This is a genomic window from Methylophilaceae bacterium (assembly GCA_018398995.1).
GTDB lineage: Bacteria > Pseudomonadota > Gammaproteobacteria > Burkholderiales > Methylophilaceae.
The window spans coordinates 61,630-74,601 of sequence record CP073759.1; the positions used below are offsets into that span (position 1 = coordinate 61,630).

Annotated in this window: 15 protein-coding genes; all 15 read right to left on the reverse strand. The window is 36.9% G+C overall.

The genetic code is table 11. The features are described from left to right. Positions 1-594 carry a sugar transferase gene (locus KFB94_00335; protein ID QVL45615.1) on the reverse strand — a complete coding sequence of 198 codons (594 nt, stop codon included), beginning with the start codon at positions 592-594 and terminating at the stop codon, positions 1-3. 31 nt (positions 595-625) lie between these two features. Continuing rightward, on the reverse strand, positions 626-1,048 hold the full coding sequence (locus KFB94_00340; protein QVL45616.1) for a type II toxin-antitoxin system VapC family toxin: 423 nt from the start codon (positions 1,046-1,048) through the stop codon (positions 626-628). Further along, a complete protein-coding gene (locus tag KFB94_00345) occupies positions 1,045-1,308 on the reverse strand; it encodes a type II toxin-antitoxin system prevent-host-death family antitoxin (protein QVL45617.1) in 264 nt (87 codons plus the stop codon). Before KFB94_00345 ends, KFB94_00340 begins: the two co-directional genes overlap by 4 nt. Positions 1,309-1,470: 162 nt before the next feature. Continuing rightward, positions 1,471-2,613: a glycosyltransferase family 4 protein gene (locus KFB94_00350; GenBank protein ID QVL45618.1), complete on the reverse strand. Its 1,143-nt coding sequence runs from the start codon at positions 2,611-2,613 to the stop codon at positions 1,471-1,473. Next, entirely contained in the window at positions 2,606-3,577 is a 972-nt protein-coding gene (locus KFB94_00355; protein ID QVL45619.1) for an NAD-dependent epimerase/dehydratase family protein, read from the reverse strand. Before KFB94_00355 ends, KFB94_00350 begins: the two co-directional genes overlap by 8 nt. 12 nt (positions 3,578-3,589) lie before the next feature. Further along, the gene (locus KFB94_00360) at positions 3,590-4,456 is read right to left on the reverse strand and encodes a glycosyltransferase (protein QVL45620.1); all 867 of its coding nucleotides are present in this window, start codon (positions 4,454-4,456) and stop codon (positions 3,590-3,592) included. A 1-nt stretch (position 4,457) separates the two neighbouring features. Beyond that, the gene (locus KFB94_00365; protein ID QVL45621.1) at positions 4,458-5,858 is read right to left on the reverse strand and encodes an oligosaccharide flippase family protein; all 1,401 of its coding nucleotides are present in this window, start codon (positions 5,856-5,858) and stop codon (positions 4,458-4,460) included. A gap of 30 nt (positions 5,859-5,888) precedes the next feature. After that, on the reverse strand, positions 5,889-6,668 hold the full coding sequence (locus KFB94_00370; protein QVL45622.1) for a cephalosporin hydroxylase family protein: 780 nt from the start codon (positions 6,666-6,668) through the stop codon (positions 5,889-5,891). After that, positions 6,661-7,377 (reverse strand): WbqC family protein, encoded by a 717-nt coding sequence (locus tag KFB94_00375; protein QVL45623.1) that lies wholly within the window; start codon positions 7,375-7,377, stop codon positions 6,661-6,663. Before KFB94_00375 ends, KFB94_00370 begins: the two co-directional genes overlap by 8 nt. Next, positions 7,374-8,066 carry a hypothetical protein gene (locus KFB94_00380; GenBank protein ID QVL45624.1) on the reverse strand — a complete coding sequence of 231 codons (693 nt, stop codon included), beginning with the start codon at positions 8,064-8,066 and terminating at the stop codon, positions 7,374-7,376. Before KFB94_00380 ends, KFB94_00375 begins: the two co-directional genes overlap by 4 nt. A gap of 4 nt (positions 8,067-8,070) precedes the next feature. Then, on the reverse strand, positions 8,071-9,216 hold the full coding sequence (locus KFB94_00385; protein QVL45625.1) for a methyltransferase domain-containing protein: 1,146 nt from the start codon (positions 9,214-9,216) through the stop codon (positions 8,071-8,073). Continuing rightward, entirely contained in the window at positions 9,216-10,073 is an 858-nt protein-coding gene (locus KFB94_00390; GenBank protein QVL45626.1) for a phytanoyl-CoA dioxygenase family protein, read from the reverse strand. The genes KFB94_00385 and KFB94_00390 overlap by 1 nt, the downstream gene beginning before the upstream one ends. 5 nt (positions 10,074-10,078) lie before the next feature. Beyond that, the gene (locus KFB94_00395; GenBank protein ID QVL45627.1) at positions 10,079-11,191 is read right to left on the reverse strand and encodes a DegT/DnrJ/EryC1/StrS aminotransferase family protein; all 1,113 of its coding nucleotides are present in this window, start codon (positions 11,189-11,191) and stop codon (positions 10,079-10,081) included. Then, positions 11,188-12,414, reverse strand: coding sequence for a methyltransferase domain-containing protein (locus KFB94_00400; protein ID QVL45628.1), 1,227 nt, complete (start codon positions 12,412-12,414; stop codon positions 11,188-11,190). The genes KFB94_00395 and KFB94_00400 overlap by 4 nt, the downstream gene beginning before the upstream one ends. Next, positions 12,411-12,971 (reverse strand): dTDP-4-dehydrorhamnose 3,5-epimerase family protein, encoded by a 561-nt coding sequence (locus KFB94_00405; protein QVL45629.1) that lies wholly within the window; start codon positions 12,969-12,971, stop codon positions 12,411-12,413. The genes KFB94_00400 and KFB94_00405 overlap by 4 nt, the downstream gene beginning before the upstream one ends. Position 12,972 lies beyond the last annotated feature (1 nt).

The window sequence follows — 12,972 nt, forward strand, 5'->3', positions numbered from 1 at the left end:
TTATTTTATACTTCCCGTAAACTTCGGCATTGTTGCCTCACCTTCGGCACTTATTCCGCTTCTAATGAATACTTTTTTAATCGTCATGAATATGATTTTAATATCCAAGAAAAAAGATTGGTTATCAACATACCACACATCTAACGCAAACTTATCTTCCCAGCTGATGGCGTTGCGCCCATTTACTTGCGCCCAACCAGTTACACCAGGTCTTACCTGATGCCGTCTAGCTTGTACTGCATTATATAATGGCAAATATTCAACCAACAAAGGTCTGGGGCCAACCAAGCTCATCTCCCCCTTCAATACATTTAATAAACTTGGCAACTCATCCAAGCTAGTTGATCGTAAAAACTTACCGAATTTAGTCATACGCTCAGCATCGGACAAAAGCTCGCCTTTGCTATTTTTTACATTGCTCATGGTGCGAAATTTATAAATATAAAAAACATTTCCATTAAGTCCAGGACGCATCTGTTTAAAAATAACTGGACTACCGATAACGCAACGAATCATCAGCACCAATACCAAAATGATGGGTAAAAATATCATCGTAGCTACAATTGCCAACAAGAAATCAAATAAACGTTTCATCAAATTTCCACTTTAAGTACTCTATAACAAGTTACAAACACGACATACCTAACAACTTAGCAGCTTTGTTCAAGCGAGAATCAAAGCATGCAAAAAAAATAGGGGTCTGCGAGACGCTACCTGCCTCAAAAGCGGCCGCAAGTTGAATACTGTCATATCCACGTAACGCAAACGTATCTGCATACTCACCTGCACGCTCCACCAAGGGCTGATCAATTTCTAACACGACAAAATGTGGCCAATCAGCCGCCAAAGCGACTTTAGCTTGCTCAATATTATCTACATCTGCAGGCAACTCTCGTGCACGTCTAGACAACGCCGCATAGGCTTCTGCCCATGCGATACGACAGACAGCTACCGCTTCTGATTCCTGCAGCCGTATTTTCAGCTCACTACTTCCATCCTCATCAATATACAGCTTAATGAGTGCAGAAGTGTCGCAAAATAAAATCATCTTCTATCTTCCAGCACCATCGCAGAAACTGATTTGTGATATGCATTTAACTTTAATGAAGCGCCAATTGGCTTACCACCCTGCCAAGTTGCAGCTCCTGAAGCTAAAAGCCGTGAAACACCCGTAACATCACTTGGCGGAACACCAATCACTTTAGCCACCACCTTGCGATGGGATGTTAGTTCAATTAGCAATCCAGACTGCGCATCACTCACATAGCGAGATAAATGTGACTTGAATTCTTGTATGGAAACGCGCATATAAGACCTTTTTTTATTTAAAAACTTTTTAATTATGTCCTTTTTTAACAAAAAGTCAAATCAAATTAACATTTTGAATGTTGATAGTCAGCTTCTAATTCACGAAGAGAAACAAAGGTAATAGGTGCTCAATATTTAGCAATCAATCAAATAGCCTTTTACTCATGATGTACCTAATTTATATTGATAGAAATCGACCCATGTCTGCGTAATCAGTTCGCTACTAAAATCTTTACTTACACGCTGTCTTGCCTGCTCACCTAACGCATGCCTCAACGCTTCATTGCTAGCAATACACGCCATTAAGCCTTTAATCGCGTTAACATCACGTGGCGGATGTAGTAACCCTGTTTGATTATCCACCACAGCATCAGTAATACCATAAATGCGAGAAGCAATTGCAGGAACACCACAAGCAGCCGCCTCTATTAATACAGCACCAAACCCTTCACGATAGCTCGGCAAACACAACACATCTGCAGCCGCCATAAAAGCTTCTGGTTTATCTGTATGCCCAACAAAATGTACATTCTTTTTGTTGTTTTGTAGATTGATTATTTCAGCCCGCATATTCTGTTCATCAGGACCAACAAACAATAAGTGTAGATTTTCATCATTAAGTTGTGCAAAAGCATGTGCAAGGTCTAAAACACCTTTATCAATGTTTAAACGCCCAATAAACAGAAAAACAAGCTGATTATCTGCAATTTTTAATTGTTTGCGAATAGCCAGCTTTTGTTCAACGTCTGTCTTAAATCTAGCCAGATCAACACCTGAAATAGAACCTTTAGCAAAAACAGTAGATTTAGCTTGTTTTGTAACTCTTTCATCTATCAAAAATTGCAACTGCGAAGGACTATCAACTAAATTATGCGTAGTTAATGCCGCAATTAAACAATCAACCCACTTTAATATAAGGCGCTTAATACCACTTTTTGAAGCCCAAACCTGCCCTGTAAACATATGCACCCTCAAAGGAACTCGCACCATCCAAGCAGCCAACATAGCCAACAACCCTGCTTTTGGTGTAACCGAATGCACCGCATCAAAACGCATGTTATAAAACAAGTTAATGAGCGCTAATAAACTCTTCGCATCTGCCAGCAGATGTATATTCCGCGCAATATTAAGTGGAATTACTTTAACAGGAATACCAAGCTCTATTAAGAAATTTGGATTATTGGTGTTAGTCACTACCGTAATATCAAAATGCGCTGATAATGCTTTTATGTGCGCTAATAGAAAAGCTTTTACTGAAAAATCAGTTGTCAATATAAAACAAATTGATGGTTTTAACTTAGCCACTTTTAGTGCCTATATATTCTCTCAACTGTATCAATACCGAAGCTTTCGGTGACCATTTGAGGTATTTTTTTAACTTATTATTACTATAATATGTTTGTCGCATCATCACATCAATATAAGCATTGCTAATAGGCAACTTTACCCACTTCCCCACTATATTCAAGAGCTTTCGCAATATCAATTCATTCAATACTAATCGTGGTCTTGATACAGCCAATGTATCAGCGATAGCATTAATGAAATCACTAAACTTACAATCATTTGAAACAATAAACGTTTGGTTATATGCCACCGTCTTTTGGCTAGATAATATCATTGCGCTCACAACATCCTCTACATGTACATAGTTTGCCACTGCATTTTTATTGCCCACATAGAAAAAAAACCTTCTTTTAATCAAATTAGATAAGCGCGCAATAGCAGCACTCCTCATACCCTGACCAAAAACAATGGTAGGTCGAATAATCGTATATTTAAACCAGTCGTGCTTTTCAGCAAAGTTTATTATTAATTGATCAGACTCTGTTTTTGTACGCTCATATTCTCCATTAGGACTCTCTATCGTATATTCATCCACATAACGCGCATCAGATGGGTGTGAATACACTTGACCGTATGCACCACAGCTACTTAACTGAATCCAATGAAAAATTTCTTTATTTTCCGAATGCAACTGTTCAACAACTTTTAATAAATTAGCGGTGCCAAGAACATGTGTACTTCGCATTTGAGACTCATCATTAATCTCGCCAGCGCAGTGATAAAAAGTGTTTACGTTGCTTAGAAATGGTAGCAGTTGACTAACACAAGAGTTCACATCTCCAATACAAGCATTGGCTTTAGAAATAGCCTGCCTATCTGTGCGCGTAAGATAACGAACCTCGTTGTTAGAGTTTAAATGATGCTCGACCACTTTTCTGCCTATAAAGCCAGATGCGCCAGAAATTGCAATTGCTTGATTCATTTTGAGATAAAACTAATACTTACGCCCGGTAAAAATTAGACGCAATAATTTGATTATTTGTAGAAAAATACTTTTCACATACTTAATAGGTATTGCTAATAATATTAATGGTTTATACTTTGGTTTAACAATTCTTAAACAATAAAGATATGGACTGATTGGGAACGTATGATATATGTACCTTCTCAAGCCTAGCCAGTCCTTAGAAAACTTTTTTGTTGTACTCATCGTATGCTGTCGATAGTATTGATTAGTACCTTCAACAACTCTTAAGTTACCGTACTGTACTAAACTTGTAATAAAATAGGTATCTGAACCAAAAACATTATCTAATGAAGTAAGATCAATTTTTTGTAATAATTGATTATCAAATAGTCCATACCAGTAAAATCCTCTACCATGAGATTCATTATCTAAAAAAGTTTTAACAACTTGATTTTTTTTAAATGATTGAATATTAGTTTTCCACAATGTGGAACCATTTTCATTTATATTAATTACAGTTCCTCTTAAAGATAAATCGCCAACTTTGAAATTAGCAATTAACACCTCAAGCCAATTCTTATCCCATAAGTCATCATGCGCTGCCCACATGAAATATTTGGCATGCGTCCCTTTTTCTTTCACAAATCTGAAGTTATTAAAAATACCTATATTTGTTTCTTGTCTATAATATCTAATTCGGCTATCTAGTAATGCGTATTTTTCGCAAATGTTCTGAGTACCATCACTTGAAGCATTATCTGAAATAATTAGCTCAAAACTTTCAAAGGATTGAGAAAGCAAAGATTTGATAGATTCTTCTAAATAGTTTTCACCGTTGTATACAAATAGCCCTATGCATGCAATGGGTTGCAAATTAGTTTTGGATTTTTTCATTCTAAACGCCTTGTTTTTTTATTAACAGCAGCACACATATAATCAGTATTAATATTGGTAAACTTACCTTTTTATAAAAGAGCCACATTAAGCCGCTAAGAATATTTTTGTGCAGGTAATTTAAAGTAAAACACAAATATAAAATACTAATAATGACCCATCCAGCAGCCGCGCCCAAGACACCATATTTTAATGCGCCTAAAATAGAAATTGGCATTAAAAGCATGCTAACCAAAGATACATTTATCCCATACCTAGTCCAACCATAAGCCAAGCTTAATGCATAAGGGATATACTGTAGGCTGTGAATTGCGTAACCAATCATTAATAAAGAGAAAACTGGCGCAACTATTACCGCCTTATGCTCACTTCCTAAATACAATGTTAAAAACTCCTGGCTAAAAATAATGAGCAATCCGGAAAGCGGCAATATAACCCATGCGACTAAAGATGATGAATTTAAGTAAACTTTTTTTATAGTCTCTGTATTATGCGTTGCGACTAACTGCGTCAGGCGAGGAAGAACCGCCTTTGAAATAAGGCCGGCACCACCTGCAATAGTTACTGCAATACTAACGGCTATCGTATAGTACCCAAATTCATCAAGGGGAATTAATTTACTCAAAATAATTTTATCTGCTTGCATGACTAAGATCGAGCATGTACTTATCACCGCCATTCCAGCAGCGAATTTTTTAGTAGCATTGAATCTTTCAATACTAAATCTCCCTTTAATATAAGAGATTAAACTTAATTGAGCTCTACTCCTGACTTCATCAATAGGCAGTACGCAATATAGAGAATATGCGGTTAACAATAACCCAATAAAAGTAGCCAATAGCTGGCTAAAAAAATAGTTGGTTAAATTAGGTGGTAAGAATATTAAGACGCTTAACCCTGCAAATGCACGAATTGTATGGTTTATTGATAAGACAATATTTGCCCTTGCCATTTGTTGTAATCCAACTAGGCCGTTGTTGTAATAATTAGTTAGAAATTGCAGAGAACATTGAGACCCCATCAATATCAAACAGTCTGTAATGAGCGCTTTAGGCAATTGATTTTGAATTAACCAATGCTCAGCTATAAAAGATGAGGTAAGATAAAAAAATATGATGATAGTTAATGATATAAAAAAATAGATACTCTCTAATGTTGTGACTGTTGAACGGATCAAATGTACAGAGTTTGGTAATGCAGACAATCTTGCCAACTCTCTAGAAAGTGCAGGTGAAAGCCCCATATCTAACATGCTGATAGATGCAAGCAAAGTTAAATAAACCCCCACTAAACCATAAGCCTCAGCCCCTAAATACTTTAATAAAAAGGGGACTAGAGCAAATTGCAATATTACTACATAGCCATTACCCAAAAAATTGAAAATAATATTACGCTTTAGCAATTTTTTAATTATCCGATTTGCAGCAATTACTTATTTAATTCTTTTTAAATAGCCATCAGGGGCTACTGTAATAAGCAATTTACTTTCTATAGATTTATCTATTTCAAACTCTGGATGTGTTTTCAAATATTCCCATACTGCTGTTTTAGGATTATTTCCAGGTCCCCAAGGACGATTATCAGAGAGACTTTCAGGCATATCTTCAACCGCTGTATCATAAACAATACAGTAACTACCTTTGCTGGTTAACCCTGCATAAGCCTCTAATTCGGCCAAGACATGGTCATGCGTATGATTAGAATCGAGGCAAACAAGAATTTTTTTAAATGATTTTGCAATTTCATGTACTTGCGAAACTATATTTACATCTATTGAAGATCCCTGAATCATTTGTATTCTCGATGACATTGGATGTGCTTCGATCGCAGTTCTATTGTGGTCACGTATATCAATATCTAGTCCAAGTACTTTTCTTTTAGAATCGTTTGGATCAAAAGACTTTCCCGACTCTATTGCATCGCTCATGTCTAATAGCGCGAGCATTGACGCACTAAAAACAAGTGATCCGCCATGAGCGATTCCTGTCTCAATAATCAAATCTGGTTTAATTTCCCATATAAGCTCTTGTAGCGCAACTTGATCCTGAGGAAATTGAATAGCAGGCCTACCTAACCAACTAAAGTTATAGGCATATTTATGTGGACTTATTTCTCTTATCCATATTCTTGATAATGCCTGAACATCCTTATCGCTTTTCAAACTTTCAATGTTTTGAGCCACTTCAGTTTTGAATTTTTCTATTTCATTCATTTAAAAAACCTTTCCAATATTTAGTTCCAGAATTAATATATTCAATTCCTTCTTTTCCCACGTTTGCTATCAAATCCAGTATGCTTACATATGGGTTAAATTGTCCAAACAGCTGCGGGTACTCTGTTTTTTGGTAATCCATGTATTCAACTTTAATTCCTTTATTTTCAAATATATTATGGTCTAAATACTTGCTAGCTCCATGGCCTGTAATATATTCAGTGGCACCAAGTTTAAGTGCAATTGATAACACTCTATCTGAGCTTGCTCCCTCAATTTTTAGTGATGCTATATCTAAGAACTGCTTACCTTCATGCAACTTGAAATATTGACAGATAGCATCTAGGCTCGCTTGTGATAGCTGTCCTATTGATAGCCATTCTTTTCCATACAAGTGCTCAACTATAGAAATCATCTCGGAATAAAAAGGTGCATCTTTGTAGCAACTTTTTAACAAATCAAGGTGTTTACTTTTCCAGCCTTGTAAATTGTTGATTTCAACTTCATTGATGGGTTGACCAAGATGTACCTTTTTTAGAGGAACTGTCATCCACTGGCTACCGTTTTCAGACTTAACCTGCACTCTATTTGTAAAGCTTCCTTTAGAGTATTGAACATCATCGTAGTTAACATACGTGTCACAAAGTTTTATTTGTTCAAAAAAACCTACCCAGGGTAAGAACATCGGTTGTGATATTACCAATTTCACAGTATTGCGCCTTGCATTTGTTCCTGTGTTTGGTAAGTCGCAAATAAATTTCTCAAGTAGCTCGTCTGCACACAAGGGTTTGCTGAAGGGCTTACAAGAAGTTTACCCTCATGGGTGACTGTCCCATTTTCACCTACTTTTAATGCCCCAGTTTGTAATGCATCAATAAACATGAGCATTAAATAGGTTTTTTGCAAAAATGACAGCTTATCAAGCCACGCTTTATTTGCATTCATTTCAATAGGACTGGAAACTTGTCCTATAATTTGCCCATCATCTACTTCTTCAGTTGTTAAATGTATAGTGGCACCTAAAAATTTTACGCCCGACTCTAAAGCTTGATCTACTGCCTTCATCCCTTTAAAAGCAGGTAACAAAGCAGGATGAATATTGAACGTTGGTAACCTTAAATATAAGTCACTTGATACCAACCTACTATAGAGCATTAAAACTACAGTCACCTGTTCTTCGATTAATATATCTGTAACCGTTTGTGAAAATTTACTCTTAGATTCGAACTCGACCCTCTTATAAGATATTCCTCTATCTTTTGCATTCTGCTCAGCCTGACAAGCCCTATCAGTAACAACAATAAAATCCTGGCATGCAAACCGGCTCGTTTGAATTAACATGTCGTAAGCTGTAAAGAACGCAGCACCTCCAGCCGAACAAATAATAGCAATCTTCATGGCATTAAATGTAGAAGTATGAAATATTTCTAGTTGAAAGACATTCTATTTCACTGATGATTGCTTTCGAATGTTTAGGATTTAATGCAACGTATATGACATCAATCTCTTTGGGAAGCTCTTTAGGGTGGATAATAGGCCGACCCATTAGTTTTGTACCATGTAAAAAAGGATTCTGATCAAGGAAATATTTAACGGAATCAAATTCGTTCAAATTAGATGCTAAGAAAGACCCATAAAAACCTGCTCCGTAAATAGCACAAACTAGTCCTTTTGCCTCATTTTTCTCAAAATTCTTTACTCTTAGGGCGGCATCCTTCCAGAAATCACCCATCGCACTAATTACTTCTTCTAAACTCTTGTCTGGAGTTTGAGGCCTCTTTTGAGGAGTGGTTTTTTCTGCGACAACTACATATGCACCACGATGAGCAGTGTCGTCAATTTCTATAACCGAAAAATCATTATCAAACAAAAGCCTTTCTAATGAAGCCTTTGTAAAATGGTTTGGATGGTCAACAACAATTAAATCAGCAGGATTGGTTTGAGTATTAGGGATAATTGCATACAGCTTTCCACCGTCAATCAATACTTTCCTTATGCTCTGTAGTGTTTCACTTAACTTTGATATGTGTTCCAATGAGAAAAAAGAGGTCACTACATTAAAGTGATTATTCCAGTCTTCAGGGATTTTATAAGTCGCCCATTTTCCATCTTCAATAAACTCTTGCCAATAAGAAGTATATCTCTCACTTATGTCAAAAAGATATGGTGTAATAGAAAGCCCACGTCTCGTGAGTTCTCTCATTGTTGAGCTTTTAGCACATCCATAATCAAGCACACGACTGCCGTTTGGTAAAACTAATTTTTTCAGCATCGTTGTTACTTGATGCTGTGTTCTATATACAATTTCGCCATCTTCAACGATATATACCTGATCTTCTTCTTCGCTCTCAGCAAGGAAGTTATATGTTTCATCATAGTATGAGAGCTCATCTGGCATTTCTAAAGTCTGAATATGCTCACAACACGTACAATAATAAACTTCTGTTGGATACTCTACTGTAGTACAAACTGAAGTTATTGAAGTTGCTCCCGCTGTGTCATAAACCTTATTAATTAAGCTTGAATTACATACATTACATTTAATCATTATTTACTTTCCTCGTTGATGCATAGCTCTGGGTGAATATCTCTAAAGTCGACACCAGAAGCAAACCCACCCTTCCATCCGTGTGAAAGGCCCGTTTTTTCTAAATAGTTAAAATACCGAAATTGCATTGACCATAGAGCTCTATCGCTTTTATTAAATCCAGACGCATGGAGCAACAGAAAGTCTATGACTATTAAGTCGGTTGGTTTTGATAATGGTGCGATTTGATTATACTTATCAATTAAAGCAGACTCATTTTCGAGCACTAAAGAATAAGCACCCGTTCTTTCTTTGTGTTTAGGGTCATTTGTATAAACAGCTATTGGTCCCTCTTTATGTGATTCTGGGCAAATCGTGACAGGGCCTAACTCTTTTGTTACGCTAACTAAAGGCGACCAAAATACTAATCCATCAAGACTTCTAAGTTGAGCAGGGTATTCCTGATGCCAATTAGCCCTGAATTTCTCTTCAAATGGGTTGTTAATTCTCAAGCCATATCCTGCCGCCGCCACCCCAGGACAAGACTGCGGTCTAAGACTTTTAAATACATCCTCATTTTTTTGTGCCGAGACTAAACGAATAAAAGCAGGAATCTGTTTGACAGCATCATAAATTTCCCCTCCATAGGCCCTGTTTATTTTGATAATTTCCATGTATCCATTGTCAAACGTTGATGCCGAAAATGGTAGTCTGCAAATATTGATGTCATATTTATTTGCAATAATACCTATAATTTCATAAACACCTTTTTGAATATCGCTTATTTCACTCAATTCATAAAAATTCGGTAATATAAGATATCCATCGTTATTGAATGCTTCAATCTGACGCTCACTTAACAAGGCTTGATTACTCATATCTATTAACCTATTTGTAAAAATTTTTTAATTACATCTACCACTTGATCTTGCTCTTCAAGAGTAATATCAACAAAACTGGGTAAATTAATAGCTCTATTGGGGATGTCCCACGCAATAGTGTTTGACAATCTATTATTGAACATATCTAAACTGGATAAAGGGTAAAAAAACACACGCGCATCAATATTTTCTTCAGCAAATGCCGCTTGTAGCTTTTCTCGTGTGATGCCAGTAGATTTATCAAAAACGACTGTGGGCATCCAATAGCCATTAATCGTATTAGACTTTTCTGGGTTCATTTCGATGTTTGTTACTGCTGCTAATTGAGTTTTATAGTATTGAAAAACTTCACGCTTACGTCTTATTAAGTCTTCAATTCGCTCAATCTGGCCAAAGCCAATTGCCGCCTGAATGTTGGACATTTTATACTTAAAACCAATTTCATCTGGCCAAAACTGCTTTGTTTGTCCTTTTGCTCTTCCATGGTTTGAAAGCGTTAATACTTTTTCGTACAATTGAGCATCATTTGTAATGAATATCCCGCCTTCACCTGTCGTTAGCGTTTTTGTCCCATGAAATGAAAATGTGCCAAACTGACCAATAGTTCCCGCATGCTTGCCATGCCATTGGGAGCCAATGGCTTCTGCTGCATCTTCTATAATTGGTATGCCATGCTTTTGACCAATCGCCATTAACTTATCCATTTCACAAACGTTGCCATAGATATGCGTAGCTATAATTGCCTTTGTGTTAGGTGTAATTGCGGCTTCTATTTTTTCTGGGTCAATACACCATGTATCTTCTAGAATATCGACAAAAATAGGTTTGGCTCCTAAATACGTGATTGGTGCTGCTGTTGCAATCCAGTTAGTATCTGCAAGTATAACCTCATCTCCCAAACCAACGCCGATTGCTGCCAAACCCATATGCAGAGCGCCTGTACAGCTAGATGTCGCTATTGCATACTGAGCACCTGTGAATGCTTTGAATTTAGTTTCAAATTTTTCTATATATTCGTAACACTTTTCACCCCAACCATTTTTTGCTGCATCAGTTGCATAAGCAACTTCTAAATCGGTTATTGATGGTTTTGTATAATGTATTTTTGATTTCATAAAACTTCCAACTGTGGAACTGCAGTCACAAATTTGCCTGACCATGTTCTGACGTAATTTAATTGCTCCATTACTTCGCGCTTAAGATTCCAAGGTAAGATAAGGATGTAGTCTGGCTTTAATTCTTTGATTATATCTTCGTTCACTATTGGCACCCTGCTGCCCGGCAAATATTTATTTTGCTTTGCTGGGTTTTTATCTACAACAAAGCTTAATAAATCTTCTTTTATGCCAGCAAAGTTTAGCAATGTGTTGCCTTTAGCAGCCGCGCCGTAAGCGATGACTTTTTTGCCTGATTCTTTGGCTTCGATTAAAAATTTGGTTAAATCATATTTAACTTTGTTTGCTTTTTGTTGGAAATTTGCATAAAAAGCGGCTGTGTCCATGCCTAAAGATTTTTCTTTATCTAATAATGCTTTATAGCGATCGCTGGCTGTGTGTTGACCCGTTTCGGTGCGCTGCGCAAAGACACGCAAGCTACCGCCGTGCGTTGTGATTTCTTCTACATCAAAAATGCTGAGCCCGTTTGCTTTGAATATTGTATTGACGGCTATTAATGATAAATAGGAAAAATGCTCATGATAAATCGTGTCGAATTGATTTTTTTCTATTAAGTTGAGCAAATGCGGAAACTCAAATGTAGCCACGCCATTTGGTTTTAATAAATGCGTAAATCCAGCAACAAAGTCATTAATATCTGGCACATGTGCCAATACATTATTGGCAGCGGTTAAATCTGCTTGTTTGCCTTCTGATACCAATTTTTTGGCGAGTGATACGCCAAAAAATTCTTCAACAATATCAATGCCTTTTTCTCTAGCCGCGTCTGCTGTGCTAGTTGTTGGCTCAACCCCTAAACATGCGATGTTTTTTTCTTTAACGTATTGCAATAAATAGCCATCATTAGCGGCTACTTCTATCACCATGCTTTTGTCCGTTAAACCAAAACGGTTAACCATGGTTTCAACATAGTGTTTTGCGTGCGCTAGCCAAGAGCTTGAAAAGGAGCTGAAATAGGCATATTCAGCATCAAACAGCTCTTCTGCGCCTGCAAAATCTTCCGTTTGTACTAGCCAGCAAGACTGACAAACTAATACATTCAGCGGAAACCATTTTTCTGGTGCTTTTAATGTCTTTTGCGTTAAATAAGCATTTGAAGGTGGCGAACTACCTAAATCAACTAGTGGCATAGTTAGCTCTGTGTGGCAATGGCGGCACTTCATACAACAATTCCTTCAAAATGATGATTAATCATAGGGTGAGATTTGTCTCTCTCTGACATATCTGTAATGGCTAGCGGTAATGTAATAGCAAGTTTAGTGTCGGCTATATTAATGGCTGATTCTGATTCTTTTACATAAGGGGCAGAATGCAAATAGAGCATTTCACAATCATTAGTTAGTGTTTGAAAACCGTGCGCGAACCCTTCGGGTATAAGCAAACTACGTCTATTGCTCTCGCTCAATACTTCAGCATGCCAATATAAAAAAGTTGGTGAGTCTTTGCGCAAATCGACTGCAATGTCCAGCACTTCGCCCTTAATGCAGCTGACTAATTTGATTTCGGTATGTGGTGGTAATTGATAGTGCAAACCTCTTACCGCGCCTTTTTGGCGAGTAAGTGTTTGGTTAATCTGATTAACTGCTTTTTCAAAACCATATTGTGCAAATTCTTCAGCACAAAAAACTCTACTCAAAAAGCCGCGTTCATCCTCAATGGCTTTTCTTTGTATTATTTTCAATCCGTTTAACGGCGCATCAAAAAAATCAAATCGACTCATG